The 17116-nt window shown below is 43.6% G+C and carries 15 protein-coding genes; 8 read left to right on the plus strand and 7 right to left on the minus strand.

Annotated elements, in window-relative coordinates; all coding sequences use genetic code 11:
• Positions 1–190 precede the first annotated feature (190 nt).
• On the plus strand, positions 191–1645 hold the full coding sequence (gene cls, locus ACED48_RS15450; RefSeq protein ID WP_017057104.1) for a cardiolipin synthase: 1455 nt from the start codon (positions 191–193) through the stop codon (positions 1643–1645).
• A 175-nt stretch (positions 1646–1820) separates the two neighbouring features.
• Positions 1821–3005, plus strand: a complete 1185-nt coding sequence (locus tag ACED48_RS15455) for a cystathionine beta-lyase (RefSeq protein ID WP_017057103.1) — start codon at positions 1821–1823, stop codon at positions 3003–3005.
• A gap of 106 nt (positions 3006–3111) precedes the next feature.
• On the opposite strand, the gene ACED48_RS15460 is transcribed toward ACED48_RS15455, so the two are convergent.
• The 7 genes from ACED48_RS15460 to pspA form a co-directional block, all read right to left on the minus strand.
• Positions 3112–3678, minus strand: coding sequence for a DNA-3-methyladenine glycosylase I (locus tag ACED48_RS15460; RefSeq protein WP_017057102.1), 567 nt, complete (start codon positions 3676–3678; stop codon positions 3112–3114).
• A gap of 77 nt (positions 3679–3755) precedes the next feature.
• Positions 3756–6866, minus strand: coding sequence for an efflux RND transporter permease subunit (locus tag ACED48_RS15465; protein ID WP_017057101.1), 3111 nt, complete (start codon positions 6864–6866; stop codon positions 3756–3758).
• Complete coding sequence (locus ACED48_RS15470; protein WP_017057100.1) at positions 6859–7944, minus strand: efflux RND transporter periplasmic adaptor subunit; 1086 nt, start codon at positions 7942–7944, stop codon at positions 6859–6861. The genes ACED48_RS15465 and ACED48_RS15470 overlap by 8 nt, the downstream gene beginning before the upstream one ends.
• 1 nt (position 7945) lies before the next feature.
• On the minus strand, positions 7946–8980 hold the full coding sequence (locus tag ACED48_RS15475; RefSeq protein WP_017057099.1) for an efflux RND transporter periplasmic adaptor subunit: 1035 nt from the start codon (positions 8978–8980) through the stop codon (positions 7946–7948).
• Between the two features lie 154 nt (positions 8981–9134).
• Entirely contained in the window at positions 9135–9521 is a 387-nt protein-coding gene (gene pspC / locus ACED48_RS15480) for an envelope stress response membrane protein PspC (RefSeq protein ID WP_017057098.1), read from the minus strand.
• The gene (gene pspB, locus ACED48_RS15485; protein WP_017057097.1) at positions 9514–9747 is read right to left on the minus strand and encodes an envelope stress response membrane protein PspB; all 234 of its coding nucleotides are present in this window, start codon (positions 9745–9747) and stop codon (positions 9514–9516) included. Before pspB ends, pspC begins: the two co-directional genes overlap by 8 nt.
• 14 nt (positions 9748–9761) lie before the next feature.
• Positions 9762–10433 (minus strand): phage shock protein PspA, encoded by a 672-nt coding sequence (pspA, locus tag ACED48_RS15490; protein ID WP_017057096.1) that lies wholly within the window; start codon positions 10431–10433, stop codon positions 9762–9764.
• A 319-nt stretch (positions 10434–10752) separates the two neighbouring features.
• Here pspA and pspF point away from each other — a divergent pair, with 319 nt between their 5' ends.
• From pspF to ACED48_RS15520, 6 genes are all read left to right on the plus strand, one after another.
• Positions 10753–11775 carry a phage shock protein operon transcriptional activator gene (pspF, locus tag ACED48_RS15495; protein WP_017057095.1) on the plus strand — a complete coding sequence of 341 codons (1023 nt, stop codon included), beginning with the start codon at positions 10753–10755 and terminating at the stop codon, positions 11773–11775.
• Positions 11776–11877: 102 nt separating this feature from the next.
• Positions 11878–13500 carry an ABC transporter substrate-binding protein SapA gene (gene sapA, locus ACED48_RS15500; protein WP_017057094.1) on the plus strand — a complete coding sequence of 541 codons (1623 nt, stop codon included), beginning with the start codon at positions 11878–11880 and terminating at the stop codon, positions 13498–13500.
• On the plus strand, positions 13500–14462 hold the full coding sequence (locus ACED48_RS15505; protein WP_017057093.1) for an ABC transporter permease subunit: 963 nt from the start codon (positions 13500–13502) through the stop codon (positions 14460–14462). The genes sapA and ACED48_RS15505 overlap by 1 nt, the downstream gene beginning before the upstream one ends.
• A complete protein-coding gene (gene sapC / locus ACED48_RS15510) occupies positions 14449–15336 on the plus strand; it encodes a putrescine export ABC transporter permease SapC (protein WP_017057092.1) in 888 nt (295 codons plus the stop codon). Before ACED48_RS15505 ends, sapC begins: the two co-directional genes overlap by 14 nt.
• Positions 15336–16337: an oligopeptide/dipeptide ABC transporter ATP-binding protein gene (locus tag ACED48_RS15515; protein WP_017057091.1), complete on the plus strand. Its 1002-nt coding sequence runs from the start codon at positions 15336–15338 to the stop codon at positions 16335–16337. The genes sapC and ACED48_RS15515 overlap by 1 nt, the downstream gene beginning before the upstream one ends.
• On the plus strand, positions 16334–17116 hold the full coding sequence (locus ACED48_RS15520) for an ATP-binding cassette domain-containing protein (protein ID WP_017057090.1): 783 nt from the start codon (positions 16334–16336) through the stop codon (positions 17114–17116). The genes ACED48_RS15515 and ACED48_RS15520 overlap by 4 nt, the downstream gene beginning before the upstream one ends.

Genomic DNA, 17116 nt, shown 5'->3' on the forward strand with positions numbered 1-17116 from the left:
AGTGTAAATTTTTATGGTTAAATAGTACGCTTTCGCTCAAAACAATCGCTTTCTTCTTAAGTTAACTAAAACTTAACAACTTTAACCTATTTACAGCTTTTGCTCTATTTTGTAAATAGTTGATTCCTTAAATTCCCATATTCTTAAAATAGCATTACTATCTAACTGTCTCTTTTTTCGAGTATTCAATGTGGAAAAGTTCTACCATTTTTTAACTTTGGCTTCTGTTGCTTTGTACTGGGTTCTTGTCGCCGGTGTAACTTTACGTATCGTACTAAAACGACGTTCTCTCAGTGTTTCTCTTTCCTGGCTCATGATTATTTACATACTTCCTATTGTTGGAGTCGCTTTTTACTTCCTTTTTGGTGAGCTGAATCTTGGTAAAAAGCGAGCTGAACGTGCGCACCGAATGTTTACTCCCTTTGGTGATTGGTTCCGCCAGTTAAATAATTGCCAACTTCACCAGCCCGGTAAAGTCGGCTCCCCAATCCACAAGATTGATGAACTTTGTAACAATAGGATGGGCATTCCTGCACTCAGTGGTAACACGCTTTCACTGCAAGCTTCTCCTAATGAGAGCTTACAATCAATTATCGAAGATATAGAAAATGCACAGACCAGCATTAAGATGGTTTTCTATATTTGGCACCCTGGTGGCCTGACCGATTCTGTAGCTTCAGCTCTTATCCGAGCAGCAAAACGCGGCGTCGATGTTAAGGTTTTGCTCGATTCAGCAGGTAGCCCTCGCTTCTTCAGGAGCCACTGGCTTCTAATGATGAAAAACGCGGGCGTCCAAGTTGTGCAAGCGTTGGAAGTGAGCCCATGGCGTATTTTTTTGCGACGCTTAGATTTAAGACAACACCGCAAAATCATCGTAATTGACGAATCCATTGCTTATACCGGTTCAATGAACATGGTTGACCCTATCCATTTCAAGCAGAGCTCAGGGGTGGGTCACTGGATCGACGTAATGGTCCGTATAACGGGCCCAACCGTTAACGTGCTGTCGGCAATCCATGGTTGGGATTGGGAAGTTGAAACGGGCGAACGAATTCTTCCCGACTTACCGAAATGTCCTGTTGAAGAAATAATGACTCATCATCCAGTTCAAGTTGTTCCATCAGGCCCGGGGATGCCTGAGTATTTAATCCTGCAAGTTCTAACTATTGCCATTAATCAGGCAAATAAATCTCTATGCATCACTACACCCTACTTTGTCCCTAGCGCAGACTTATTAGAGACACTTAAAATGACAGCTCAACGTGGTGTAAACGTAGAACTGATCATTCCGCACAACAACGATTCGTTAATGGTTAAATGGGCTTCTCGCGCCTTTTATACCGAACTGCTTGAAGCGGGAGTGAAAATTTATGAATTTTATGGTGGCCTTCTCCATACGAAGTCCGTCGTGGTTGATGAAGAATTCTGTTTGATCGGCACGGTCAATATTGACATGCGTAGTCTCTGGCTCAATTTTGAAGTCACACTTGCCGTCGATGATGTGCACTTCACACGACAACTATCAGAATTACAAAAGTCTTACATAGAGTCGGCTCATCAAGTTGAGTTAGAAAGATGGGAAAAAAGAAGCCTACGTAACCGCTTCTTTGAAAGGTTGTTCTATTTGTTCAATCCACTGCTTTAATGAGCTCAAAGAGTCAGTAATAACTAACAACTAATCATTTCCTAACTACGCTCTTAACCGTTAGCCCTAAATCACGACAAAAATTAAAAAGTGTAAAAACTCCAGCCTCCCTCTTGATTTGGGGGCTGCTAGCGTGTTTTAAATAGAACATAATCATCGATAAGGAATTCACAGCATGTCCGAAAGCAAAACCACCAAGCTCATCACAGCAGGTCGTGATAAGAAGTGGACCAATGGCGTCGTAAACCCACCAGTTCAACGAGCTTCTACTGTCGTTTTCAACACAGTAGAAGAGAAACGTAAAGCGACCGTTAATCGCGCTAACAAGACTCTTTTCTACGGACGCCGCGGCACTACGACTCATTTCGCGTTTCAAGATGCAATGGTTGAAGTTGAAGGCGGTGCAGGCTGCGCTCTTTATCCTTGTGGTACAGCAGCAATCTCAAACGCAATCTTATCTTTTGTAGAAACAGGAGACCATATTCTCATGGTTGACACCTGTTACGAACCAACTCGTGATTTTTGCGAAACCATCATGAAAAAGATGGGTGTGGAAACAACTTACTATAAACCAACCATTGGCGAAGACATTAAAGATCTTATAAAGCCAAACACCAAAGTGCTTTTTACCGAGTCTCCGGGTTCGGTCACCATGGAAGTACAAGACATCCCAACACTAGCACGTATTGCTCACGAGCATGAAATCATCGTTATGCTAGACAACACTTGGGCAGCAGGCGTTAACTTCTCTCCGTTTGATTTCGGTGTTGATATCTCGATTCAAGCAGCGACCAAATACATCGTTGGCCATTCTGATGTAATGTTGGGGACCGCTGTTGCCAACGAAAAATGCTGGGAACAACTACGAGAACAGAGTTACTTGATGGGACAATGTGTCTCTCCAGATGACGCTTATCTTGGTCTTCGTGGTATTCGAACTCTTGATGTTCGACTACGCCAACACGCAGAAAGTAGCTTGAAAGTCGCAAAATGGTTAGAGACTCGTCCTGAAGTTGACCACGTTCGTCACCCGGCTCTAGAGACTTGCCCTGGCCATGAGTTCTTCAAACGAGATTTTACTGGTGGTAATGGCTTGTTCTCTTTTGTTTTAAAGAACTCAAACCCACAAGCAACGACGGCGCTGCTTGACGGCATGACCCACTTTAGCATGGGTTACTCATGGGGTGGATTTGAGAGTTTGATTCTAGCGAATGAACCAAGCAGCTTTAACAGCCTGAGAACCGTAGCAAATCCAAACTTAGAAGGAACTCTGATACGCGTTCATATCGGCTTAGAAGACGTCGATGACTTGATTGCAGATCTAGAGGGTGGCTTAGAACGTTACAGCGCTCTGGTTTAATTTCAAGAGTCATACCAATCGTATTATTCATATCAAAAAGGCAGGACTATCCTGCCTTTTCTATGTTCGATTGCCTCACAATTATTTCGTCAAAAGAAATAGCACTTTATTTATGAGGACAACCGACTAAGTGATCATTGACCATACCGGTCGCTTGCATGAACGCGTAACAGATTGTTTCCCCGACAAACTTAAAGCCTCTCTTTTTCAAAAACTTACTCATCGCTTTAGATTGCTCGGTAGAAGCGGGAACTTGAGACATCTCGGTCCATTGATTCACAATCACTTCGTTATCGACAAATTGCCATAAGGCATTTGAAAGAGAGCCGAACTCTTTCTGTAATTCAAGCGTTGCTCGCGCATTGTTGTATACCGAAGCAATCTTACCCTTATGCTTAACCACATCGAAGTTTTCAATGATATTCGCCACATTGTCTTCATTGAGTTCGGCTAGCTTGTTGAGATCATAGTTATCAAATGCGGCACGGTAGCCTTCGCGCTTTTTGAGTATCGTGATCCAACTCAGGCCAGCTTGTGCCCCCTCTAACGTAATGAATTCAAACAACACTTGGTCGTCGTAAACAGGTACGCCCCACTCAGCGTCGTGATATTCCCTTTCCAGTTCATGTTTAAGAGCCCATGCGCAGGTTCTATCCGATGTGTTCGCTGCCATTTTTGTATTCTCTTTTATCAATCGGTATATAAAAATAACGCCCCATTCAGGGGCACTATTTCAAAGGTTAATTGCCGTTAAGCCACTTTAATCTTATGGAATAGACGATACAACACAGGTACTACGATTAGCGTCAGTACAGTCGCAAAACCCAAACCAAACATAATAGTTACTGCCATTGGTTTGAAGAAGATATCTGGCAATAGCGGGATCATACCTAGAATAGTTGTGATCGCCGCCATGCATACCGGACGAACACGGCTTAATGCAGCGTCAACAACCGCTATGTACGGATCTTTACCTGACTTCATTTCAATCTCAATTTGATCCAGCAGCACAATACCGTTTTTGAGCAGCATTCCCGATAAACTCAAGAAACCTAACAGAGCCATAAAACCAAATGGTGTATTCAAGGCTAACAGGCCTGTCGTTACCCCTATTAACGCCAACGGAACCGTTAACCAAACAATTAAAGGCTCTTTCACTGAGTTAAATAAGAACACGGTAATCAAGAACATGAACAAATAGCCAAGAGGCATGGTTGTGAACAGTGACGCCTGTGCATCTGCTGACGATTCATATTCACCACCCCATTCCAATGAGTAACCCGGAGGCATCTCAATCGCTTCAATTTGTGGTTGTAATCGTTTTTGCAGAGTCGAAGCAGTTTCTTCACCCAACAAGTCATTATCGGCCATTACCGTTAGCATGCGCTTACGGTTCTTACGAATGATCAGTGGATCTTCCCATTCCAGCTCGTAGCCTAACGTGACTTGTTGCAATGGGATGTATTCATTTAATGCTGGGCTCCAGATCTTCATGCCTTCGATGTTACGAATGTCGACACGCTCACCTTCTGGTAAACGAGCCACAATCGGCATCAACGTTGTACCATCACGATACACACCAATCGACTTACCAGAGAAAGACATCGCGAGGAAATCATCAACGTCTGATTTTGTAATACCATAACGGCGTGCTTGGCTTTCATTGAACTGAGGTTTTAGCACCTTGGTTCTTTCACGCCAATCATGACGAATATTAAATGCACCTTCATCGGCATGCATTATATCCATCACTTGAGCTGCAATTGTACGTAATACCGTTGGATCAGAACCTACAATTCGTGCTTCAATTTTCGCTCCGCCACCAGGGCCCAATTCGATTTGTTTGAGTTTATAGTCAATTTCAGGAAACTGACCATTTACATGTTCACGGAAACGCAGCATCAACCCTTCAAGTACTTCGTAACTTTTCACACGAACCGTTATCTCGCCATAGGCGCTATAACTTTTCTCTGGTGAGTAAGTCAGCATGAAGCGTTGTAGACCTTTACCTGCCGTCGTCGTGATATGATCAACTTCCTCCTGTTTTGATAACCAACTTTCAAGAACTTTAAGCTTGGTGTTGGTCGCACGAATATCGCTCCCTTCCGGCATCCACACATCCACTTGGAACATTGGTGTGGTTGAAGATGGGAAGAAGGCCTGTTTCACAAAACCAAAACCATAAACACTCGCTCCCAAACCGATAATCAAAACGAGCATGGTGAGCCACGCACGCTTCATACAGAACTCAAGGAAGTTTTTATAGATAACAAAAACCATCCCGTTGTATGGGTCTTTGCCTTCGTTATCAGGATCAACCTTTTGACCTTTGAAGAACATGTCAGCAAAGAAAGGCGTAATTGAGATAGCAGTAAACCAACTCAGCATTAACGAGACAAGTAGCACCGTAAACAAGGTGCCACAGTATTCGCCAGTTGAATCTTCAGACAAGCCGATAGGAGCAAAAGCTGTGACTGCAATAACCGTTGCACCCAACAATGGCCATTTGGTTTGGGTAACGATATCGGTGGCGGCCTGCATCCGGGTTCGCCCCTTCTGCGTGCCGATCAATACTCCTTCCACCACCACAATGGCATTATCCACCAGCATCCCCAAGGCGATAACCAAAGCGCCTAATGAAATACGTTGAAGGTCGATCTTGAGGTATTGCATGAAAATGAAGGTACCGAAAACAGTCAACAGCAGTATTAAACCGATCAGAAGACCCGACCGTAGCCCCATGAAGAACAAGAGAACCACAATCACGATTGCAACCGCTTGCCCTAAACTGACTACAAAACCGCTTACCGACTTATCGACTTCTTTTGGTTGGTTATAAACCTCAGAAATGTCAATACCAACTGGCTGTTGATATTTAAGCTCTGCAAGCCGTCGATCAAAGGCTTCCCCCACCTCAACCACGTTCACGCCCTGCGCAAATGAGACACCAAGGTTGAGGGCGAGTTTACCGTTATAGCCAATGATATTACTCGGAACCTCAACATAACCACGAGTGACGTCAGCTACATCTTTTAAATAGATGAGGCCTTGAGCACCACCTTCCGTCAAAATTAAATCACCGAGTTGTTCAACATTCTGGAACTCACCCGTGGGATGAATTCGAATGTACTCATCACCAATCCTTACCGCACCCGCACTTGATACAATGTTTTGAGTCGATAAAAGATTAAATACCGTGCTCGGAGAGAGGCCCAAAGAGCTAATACGTTTCATCGATATCTCAATGAAGACTTGCTCTTGCTGTTGACCGGAAACAGAAACTTTACTGACCCCATCAACCAACTCCATCTCTCGCCTTAAATAATCAATGTAATCCAACAGCTCTTTGTAACTGTAGCCATCCCCCGTCACCGCCAGCAAAATACCGTAAACGTCACCGAAGTCATCGATGACTTGAGGATCATTAACGCCGGGTGGCAGTTCCACCTTAAGATCATTCACTTTTCGGCGAAGTTCATCCCATATTTGCGGAAGATCATCGGGACCATAGTTATTCTTCATCGTTACCGTTACCTGCGACAGGCCACGGCTTGAGATGGAGTTCACTTCATCCACATAAGTAAGCTGTTGAATCGCTTTCTCTAGCGGATAAGTCACTTCCTCTTCCAGTTGCTGAGGGGTCGCCCCAGGGTATGAAGTCACTACCATGGCATCTTTGATAGTAAAGGCAGGATCCTCTAAACGACCCAAACCAAAGAATGCAGAAACACCACCAATAAGGAAGATCAGAGACAACATCCAGCTGATGACTTTGTTACGTATAAAATAAGAAGCAACCCCTGTGATCTGATCATCACCCTGTTGATCGTCATTTTGGGGCTTGTTATTTACTTCACTCATTGTTCGTCTCCTGAGACAATACTTCCACTGTCATCCCATCTCGCAATCGCGATACGCCTGCAACAACGACATGCTGCCCCATTTCTAATCCTTTCATTATCTGCAATGTTTTCTGGTTTGCTTTTCCTAACACGACTTGTTGTTTCGAAACTGTCTTGTCGTCATTAAGAACCCACACATAAGAATTTTGACGAGTCAGTTCATCACCATCGGCATTAAAGACAGCTTCGATCGGAATAAGGACGCCGGCTTTTAAATCCAAACCGATATCTCGCCCATTAGAAGTGACATCAACGGCCATACCATCAAGAATCAAATCATCTTTTGGCATAGGTAAAGCTAGTGTGACGGTGAAAGTCCCAGTGCTTGGATCAGGTTCAGTCGTGAACTCCTTAATACTCGCCGTGTATTCATTACCACTAGGCACTCGAACCAAAGCTTCTACATTCGATAAAAGTTGTTCGCTTGGCTGGTTCACATAAATTTGGTCAGGTAGTTGGATAACCACTTCCACATTCTCAACACTGTGAATATTTACAACCTGTTGGCCAACCTGAATATTTTCATATTGATCAACACTGACTCGAGAGATAATCCCATCAACCGGGGCACGAAGCTTAGTGAACGATAACCGTAATTTAGCAAGCTCCAATTCAGAATAAGCAATCTGACGTTGCGCGGCGATTTCATCAAACTGCGACTTCGCTAATAGCCCTTTCTTCACGAGCGGGCTTGAACGTCTATATTGGCTGTTGATTACCGTGTAACGCGCCTGAGCGTTGTCTACATCCAATTGGTAATCGGTAGGATCTAACTCAGCAATGATGTCTCCGGCTTTAACCCGCTCACCTTCTTTTACATCCAGCTTATTGATTTCTCCAGCGACACGAAAGCTAAGGCGGGCTTTCTCTGCAGCATTAGCCACCGCCGGGAAATAAAGCTTATCGCTAAAATCGATGACTGAAATCTCGACGGCTTTAACCAAGGGCGTGTTATCCACTTCTACCACTTGTTTATCTTCACAAGCCGTCAGTAAGGCTAAACACGACAGGCCGGCGGCCACTTTAAGTGTTTTCATGTTATAGCCCCCTTTCCTTGACCCACTCTCGAACCTTAACACCAGGTTCAAGACCATTAACGCCAGAAGTGACAATACGGTCTCCATCGTTCAGCCCAGAGACAATATGACGTTTTTCATCAATCACGATTGCCACATTCTCAACAATACCGTCATTATTAACACGCCACACTGACACATCATCACCATCGGTTATCATGGCAGAGGGTGGTATTTTGGTTGCCGCAGCGAGAGCAGACACGAGATTTACCGTGCCAGACATGCCCGGCAAAATACCGATATCGGTTGGTCTTTCCATCACCATCGTTACTTTATATGAACTTGTTTTCGGATCCGCTTCGGTATCAACCTCTTGGAAGGTTAAAGCGTAAGGGTTTTCAGGGAACGCATCAAATACCATGGTTGCGTCGGTTTCGAACCCAGAAGAAAAGCGCGAGATAAGTTGATCGGGTAATAGGAAAACGACTTTAAGAACCTGATTGGTTTGAATATTCATGACACCTTGTTTCGCAGCGATATATTCATGGTTTTCAGCTGGAATGATGGAAATTGTTCCATCGTAAGGCGCGACTAGGGTCGTGTAACGCAGGTTAGCTTTAGCTTGATTAAGAACAGCTTTAGCGGAATTGTGATTGGCTTTCGCTTGGTCGAAATCTTGTTCTGAAACCACGCGATCTTTACGTAATTTGATCGCACGTTGATACTGTACATCAGCAAGCTTAAAGTTGGCCCTCGCTTGTTTCTCTAACAACTGATATTCATCTGGATTTAGTGTTGCAAGTGCGTCGCCTTTAGTAACCTGTTGACCCGAAGTGACGTCAATAGTCTGAAGTAACCCGGGAACACGGAATGCAAGGACTGCTTTATTACCGGCTTCTGTGGTGGCAGGAAAGCTACGTTCAAAGGCATTATTGCCGACAGAGACAGTGAAGAGTTTGGCGGGCCTAGAATCAGGCTCAGGTACCGGAGGAAGCTCCTTACCACACCCAAACAACCCAGCGATGGCTGTCAATAGGACTACGGAGGCTCTATACATTGGTAATCATCCATAATTATAAATATTTTTATAACATAGATTAATCACATGTAACTTACCAATTATCGTAAGATTTATTTAGACAAAATTATCAAAAATAATAATGGTTTAGGATCAGCAGTCCCAAACCATTATCTAATATTTTTAGGTTTTACTACATTTTCTTAAATGCGCGGTCGACTTTAAAAGTATCTGAGGTGACATAGGCTTCCATGTTGCGCACACTCGTCTCTAACTTCTGGAAATCACCTTCTAGAGTGCCCAATAAAGACTCGGCTGTTTGTCCTTTTTCCCAAGGTTTTTGCTTCAATGTATGCTCTTGCTTGGCTTTCATTTCATCGACATACTGGGACGGTTGTTTTTCAAGCATGAACGTCAAAGCTAAATACGCGAGTAAAACGAGGAAGCTGCCTCCAAGCAGTGCGGCAGAGATAACCAAGATACGAACCAACCATACTTCAAGGCCAAAGTAGTTCGCTAACCCTGCACACACACCAGACAATTTTCCGTTAATCGTATCGCGATACAGTTCTTTACTCATAGTTTCGCCTCCAGTTAGGTGACTCCGAATCCAGTATTTTTTCTAGCGTTTTCACACGGTCTTGCATAGATTCAGCTTGAGCTGAAAGCTTGTGTAAGCGCTGAAGATCCGTTTCAGAAAGACCGTTACTGGACTTCTTCTTGCTGCGGTAATGTAAGAATAACCATAGCGGTGCCACGAAGATCAAGAAGACAATCAGTGGACCTGCAATTAGAAATGTTGACATAGACAACTCCTAAATTATTTATCGCGGTTTTCAACTTGTTGCTTCAGTTTCGCTAGCTCTTGTTCAATTTCATCTTGAGCTTGTAGCTCTGCAAATTCTTGGTCTAGAGATTTTGCATTACCTGTTTTTGCGTAAACGTCTGCTTCAGCTTCTAATTCATCCACTTTACGCGAGAATTGCTCAAACTTCGCCATTGCTTCGTTGGTTTTGCTTGAATGCAGGTGTTTTTGAACATCACGACGATTGCTCGCGGCATTATTACGAATCATTAAAGCTTGCTGCTTTGCGCGAGTCTCGGCGATTTTGGTTTCTAGCTTACCAATCTCGCTGGTTAGCTTTTCAATCGTTTCATGAACCAAAGTTTGTTCGGTATGCAGACTCTTAAGGATATCTTCCAGTTTTTGCTTTTCGATCAGCGCCGCTCTAGCCAAATCTTCACGTTGTTTCGTCAGTGCTAGCGTCGCTTTATTTTGCCAATCTAAAATCTGCGTTTCGATAGCTTCAACTTTACGCGCTAGTTCCTTTTTGTCTGCAATGGCTTTTGCTGAGTTAGTCCGAACTTCAACCAACGTGTCCTCCATTTCTTGAATAATCAGGCGAATCATCTTTTCAGGATCTTCAGCCTTATCTAATAGTGCACTGATGTTTGAATTTACAATGTCTGCAAAGCGAGAAAAAATACCCATGAGGAACTCCTTAATTACAATGACGGCAAATGTGCTTTAAATCTTTGTTCGACTTCTAATTCACTTGCTCACAAATTTACGTTTATTACTAAACCTACTGCAAATAATCCAAGTAGCGTGCCAACTCTTAAACCATATATAATCAGTAACTTACAATAAAATGGTGATTAATTTGAACCATGCTATGATGAATTTAGCCAAGTATTGGTATTTTTCGCCAATCAATATAGTTACGTAACTTATGTTATCTGAATGAAGATATCTAAATAAAGAACTCTAGATAACGTCCAATAGCACTCAAATCATACAAGGACTTTCTATGCAGCAGAACCTCATAGGTGAATCACCTAGCTTTCTCTCAGTTTTAGATAAAGTTTCTCAATTAGCACCAATCGAAAGACCAGTTCTGATCATTGGAGAACGCGGTACTGGTAAAGAACTGATCGCTCAACGGCTCCATTACCTGTCCAAGCGCTGGGATCAACCGTTGATATCCCTAAACTGCTCAACACTCAGTGAAGGGTTGATTGACTCTGAACTATTTGGGCATGAATCGGGCTCTTTCACAGGCTCAAAAGGGCGTCATCAAGGACGCTTTGAAAGAGCCGAAGGTGGTACACTGTTTCTTGATGAACTAGCCACAACTCCTCTTGCTGTTCAAGAGAAACTATTACGCGTTATTGAATACGGCCAGTACGAACGCGTGGGTGGGCAAAAGGCGTTAAGTGCGAACGTAAGATTAGTATGCGCGACCAATGCAGACTTGCCAGATATGGCATTAAAAGGCGACTTCAGACCGGATCTATTAGATAGACTAGCGTTTGACGTGATTACTATCCCACCGCTTCGTGAACGTAAAGAAGACATCACATTGCTGGCCGAATATTACGCCATCAAGATGTGTCGAGAATTAGAGCTAGAGCTATTTGTCGGCTTTACCACTTCAGCCGTTGAAACGTTGCTAGATTATTCTTGGCCGGGAAATGTTAGAGAACTCAAGAACGTCATTGAACGAGCAGTCTATCAACACGGTAAAAATCCATATCCTATTGAATCTTTGGTGTTTAACCCATTTAAACCAGTATGGCAAACTGAGCAGGTTTCAACTCAAGAAATTGGCAATGAGCCATCCAGCAACCATACTTCACCTGAAGAGCCATTTCCTCTGCCACTTGACTACAAAGCGTGGCAAGAACAACAAGACATTAAGCTACTCAATCAAGCTTTAAAACAAAGTAAATTCAATCAAAAACAGGCTGCAGAATTACTTGGGCTGACCTACAACCAACTGAGAGGTATGGTAAGGAAGTACGCGATTGTCGGATCGGTTAACGACAAATAGCTGACCACACAGGATTATTATTTGGAGCAGAATAAATAAAATGTTAAATTATGCGGATCTTGAGGCTCTTCTAATGCCTCGTTTCGAAAAGTATTTCTTTTTATGAATGCACTAATAAAACTATCACTGAGCATCTGTACGCTGAGCTTTTTAGCTGGATGTGGTGAGAGTGTGGATCACGAGAAAATTCGAGAGAAAGGCTTCGTTTATTGCGGCCAAGGTAATCCTACTACCTTCAACCCACAGCTGGTTGATAGTGGAATTACATCAGAGTCGCTGAGCCCTCAAATCTTCGACACACTGCTAACCCTCGACCCTATGACTTATCGACCAAAACAGAACTTAGCAACAAGTTGGTCTGTCGATAAAACGGGTATGGAATACACTTTCACACTGCGTCCTAACGTTTCGTTCCAAACCACAGATTGGTTTACCCCGACTCGCAGTATGAACGCACAAGATGTCGTCTTCAGTTTTGAGCGTGTTATTGATAGCTCGAACCCATTCCATTATGTGGGTGGCGGTCTATACCCATGGTTTGCAGGGATCGATTTCAAAAACTTAATTGTCGATATTACGGCTGTTGATGACCTAACAGTTAAATTCCAACTTAGCCGTCCAGACAATTCATTTCTCAATAATATAGCCACCAGCTATGCGGTGATTCACTCCAAAGAATATGCCAATGAGCTACTCGCTGCTGACGAGAAAAATGAAATCGATTCTAAACCGGTTGGCACCGGTCCATTCTACTTAGATGAATACCAAATCAACGACCTTGTACGCTTGAAAAAGAACAAACAGTACTGGAAGGGTGGCGTAAAAATGGACCAAGTAGTGTTCGACACATCACAACGCGGAACTGGCACACTCGCCAAACTGCTTCGTAATGAATGTGACGTGCTGAACTCGCCAATTTCTAGCCAAATCCCAATCATTCAAGCTAACGAAGAACTGGTGATTACGGCGACACCAGCGGTCAATGTCTCTTTCATTGCGCTTAATACTGAACACCCTGCACTAAGTGACTCACGAGTTCGCAAGGCGCTCAATTTGGCCATAAATCGTCAAAATATACTCGACTCTGTGTACTATGGTACGGGGACTAAAGCCTACGCGTTGTTACCACCAACATCTTGGGCTTATCAGAAAGACACGATTCAAGTTCGCTATGACCGCAATTATGCACTCGCTCTTCTTAGAGAAGCTGGAGTAGAACCAGGATTAGAGCTTTCAATGTGGGTACCGCTAGAACCAAGAGCTTACAATCCAAGTCCAAGAAAAACCGCAGAGCTAATCCAAGCGAACTTGGCCGATATTGGAATCGACCTCAAACTTTATACCGACGACCGTTTCGATCGTACTCAACTATCATCCATAGCATCAACAGACTTACTGCTTACAGGTTGGATAGGTAACACCGGTGACCCTGATAATTTTTTGCGCCCCCTCCTCTCTTGTAGCTCTGAACGCGCAGGCCTAAACGTCTCTATGTGGTGTAATTCAGATTTCGACTTTCTTCTGGACTTGGCGTTGGAGATCAATCAACAAAGGCATCGTGTGAATTTGTATCGACAAGCCCAAAACATTCTCAACGCTGAAGTCCCAGTGATCCCTCTAGCTCACGGTGTACAATTTAGAGTTCACGATCGTTCGTTGACCGGCTTTAAACAAAGCCCGTTCAATGCTCAACCTTTTGATCAAGTCAGAAGAGAGGTGGACTGATGTTTTGGTATACATTAAGACGTATAAATCTATTCATTATTACTCTTGGAATTTTGACGTTAGTTGGTTTTTCACTACTTCGACTAGATCAAACCTCACCTTGGGCAATTCAAGAATTTTGGTCCGGTTGGCTTAGCTATATCACAGAGTTATCAACGCTTAATTTTGGTTTAAGTAAGCATGGTGTACCTATCATTGATGAGCTTGTTGTCGTATTTCCCGCGACTTTAGAACTCTGTTTTTTTGCTTTTATCTTAGCGCTGTTTATTGGTATTCCTTTTGGCACTATCGCGGGGATGAGGCAAGGTAAGTTCGTCGATACTACCATCTCATTTACGTCCATGGCGGGTTACTCAGCACCCGTGTTTTGGGTAGCACTATTGATGATTATGGTGTTTTCACTGCATTTTGAAATATTCCCAGTCGGGGGGCGATACGATCTACTTTATGAGATTGAGCACGTAACAGGTTTTGCGATGATTGATACTTTCTTTGCAGAAGGTAAGTATCGAGCCCATGCCCTGCAAAGTGTTCTTGAACACATGGCTTTACCTTGTCTTGTTTTGGCATTAGCTCCGACGACTCAAGTTATCCGACTGATGAGATCATCGGTTGCAGAAGTGATGACACAAAACTATATCCGAGCAGCACGAATTAAAGGCCTTTCGACGAGAGAAATTGTCATGCAGCACGTATTAAGGAATGCAATCCCACCGATCATTCCAAAAGTCGGTGTTCAACTGTCGAGTATGTTAACACTCGCGATCATTACAGAGTCCATTTTTAACTGGCCGGGTATTGGTCGTTGGTTGTTAGATGCCCTATCTAACCAAGATTACGTTTCTATTCAAGCAGGCGTCATCGTGGTAGCAACCCTAGTTCTGACCGCTAATATTCTTTCAGATCTACTGGGAGCGATGATCAATCCTCTGGTAAGAAAGGAATGGTATGCTAACAAATAACATCTACCAAGAAGAACAAATACCAACCCAGTTTGAGCGTTTCTGGCGAAGCTTTCGTGCGAATAACCTCTCGATGTTTGGCTTGTGGTGCTTAGCTTTGATCATTCTAGTGACAATTACTTCACCTTGGTTAGCGCCTCATGATGCTCAAGAGCAAACAGGTCATTTGTTAACCCCACCCTCTTGGGATCCTACAGGCACCGTTGAGTATTTCTTAGGTACTGATGACTTAGGGCGAGATATCCTTTCGCGTCTCATCATTGGCTCACAGTTGACGTTTGGTGCCGCTGTTATTATTACCTTCATTGCTGCTGTGATCGGTTGTTTGATTGGTGTATTCGCGGGGATGACGCGCGGCCTCCTATCAAGTACTTTGAATCACTTGCTAGATACAGTGATGTCAATCCCATCTTTGCTACTCGCCATTATTTTCGTAGCATTCCTTGGCTTTGGTGAATTTAATATATTCCTCGCACTCTGTTTGGCACTGATACCACGCTTTATTCGCTCTGTTTACATTGCGGTGCATGCAGAGGTTGAGAAAGACTATATTCTGGCTTCTCGCCTTGATGGTGCGAACAACTTTTATCTATTATGGAATTCAATCGTTCCGAATATTCTTACCGTGGTTGCGCTTGAAATAACACTCGCATTGTCGGTAGCAATCCTCGACATCACAGCGCTCGGCTTTTTAGGCTTAGGAGCACAAGCTCCAAGCACTGAATGGGGGGCTATCTTAGGTGATTCAGTTGAGCTTATTTACTTAGCACCATGGACAGTAACCCTGCCTGGTTTAGCGATTATGTTTACTGTTATTGTTATTAACCTTGTAGGTGAAGGTGTTCGCCAAGCTTTAAACGCAGGAATCGAATAATGCCGTTACTTGATATTCGACATTTGACTATCGAAATTGAAACCCCTCAAGGGCTTGTTAAAGCAGTTGACCGCATGAGCCTTACTCTTAACGAAGGGGAAATTCGTGGTCTCGTAGGAGAGTCCGGCTCAGGTAAAAGTTTGGTTGCAAAAGCGATTGTTGGCGTTTGTAAAGAGAACTGGAAGGTATCTGCCGATCGAATGCGTCTTGGTAATATTGATCTCTTGCAACTGACGCCCAAAGAACGGCGCAGGGTGATTGCACGCGATATCGCAATGATCTTTCAAGAGCCATCTTCTTGTCTCGACCCTTCGGAAAAAGTCGGTCGTCAACTTATCGAATCAATCCCTTCCCATTCATTTGAAGGAAAATGGTGGCAAAGGTTTAAGTGGCGTAAGAAACAAGCTATCACCTTAATTCATAAAGTCGGTATCAAAGATCACTCTCGCTTGATGGACAGTTATTCCTATGAGCTTACCGATGGTCAGTGTCAAAAAGTGATGATAGCCATGGCGATTGCGGCTAAACCAAAAATATTAATCGCTGATGAACCGACCAACGATTTAGACCCAATTACACAGTCTCAAATATTGCGCTTATTGAGCCGAATGAACCAGCTCAATAACACGACCATCGTGCTAATCGGCCATGATTTAACCACCATTACACAATGGGCAACTCGTATTACCGTCATGTACTGTGGCCAATCAGTCGAGTCTGCAGATACCCAGAAGTTACTAGATGCGCCTAAGCATCCCTATACGGTTGCTTTGCTTAAAGCGATGCCAGATTTCAACGATTGGATACCGCATAAAGAGAAGTTGCAATCACTACCGGGGTCTATCCCTCCACTACAGCATCTTCCTATCGGTTGCCGATTGGGCCCTCGTTGTCCCTACGCACAAAGGCAATGTGTTGAGATTCCTTACACCAAACGTATTAAAAGCCATAAGTTTAATTGTCATTTTCCTCTAAATATGGAGAAGAAAAAGAAATCATGAGTGCTTTATTAGAAGTCAATGAATTATCTAAAGACTTTACAACACGCTCCGGTCTTTTCCGTAAAAAGATTCACCAGGCAGTTAAACCTGTAAGTTTCACTCTTGAAGCTGGCCAAACCATTGGGTTTATCGGTCAAAATGGCTCTGGTAAATCAACATTGGCGCGAATGCTGGCAGGCATGGTTGAGCCAACAGGGGGCGAAATTCGTGTGAATGGTGAAAAGCTGGAGCACAAAGACTACTCAACTCGCTGTAAACTGATTCGAATGATCTTCCAAGATCCGAACACATCACTAAACCCGCGAATTCAGATTGGCCTCATTCTTGAAGGTCCGTTAAAAAGAAACACTAACATGCCGCCAGAAGCACGTATGCGCCGTGTGAGAGACACACTATTACGAGTTGGCCTCTTACCTGAACATGCTTATTTTTACCCACAAATGCTGGCTGCGGGTCAAAAGCAGAGGGTTTGTTTAGCTCGAGCCTTGATACTTCAGCCATCCATCATTGTGGCAGATGAAGCGTTGAATGGTTTAGACATGGCCATGCGCTCTCAGATCATTAACCTATTCTTAGAGCTGCAAGAAGAAATGGGGGTATCGTTTGTGTACGTATCTCAGCACATAGGTATCATTAAACACATCACCGATAAGATCATCGTCATGCACGAAGGTAGTGTGGTTGAAGCTGGTGATACACATGAAGTCTTAACCAATCCAAGCCATCAGATCACACAAAGGTTAGTGGAAAGCCACTTCTTCAAAGCACCCAATCATTAG

Origin of the sequence: Vibrio sp. 5S239, from assembly GCF_041439575.1 — a bacterium.
In the GTDB taxonomy this organism is placed as follows: domain Bacteria; phylum Pseudomonadota; class Gammaproteobacteria; order Enterobacterales; family Vibrionaceae; genus Vibrio; species Vibrio kanaloae.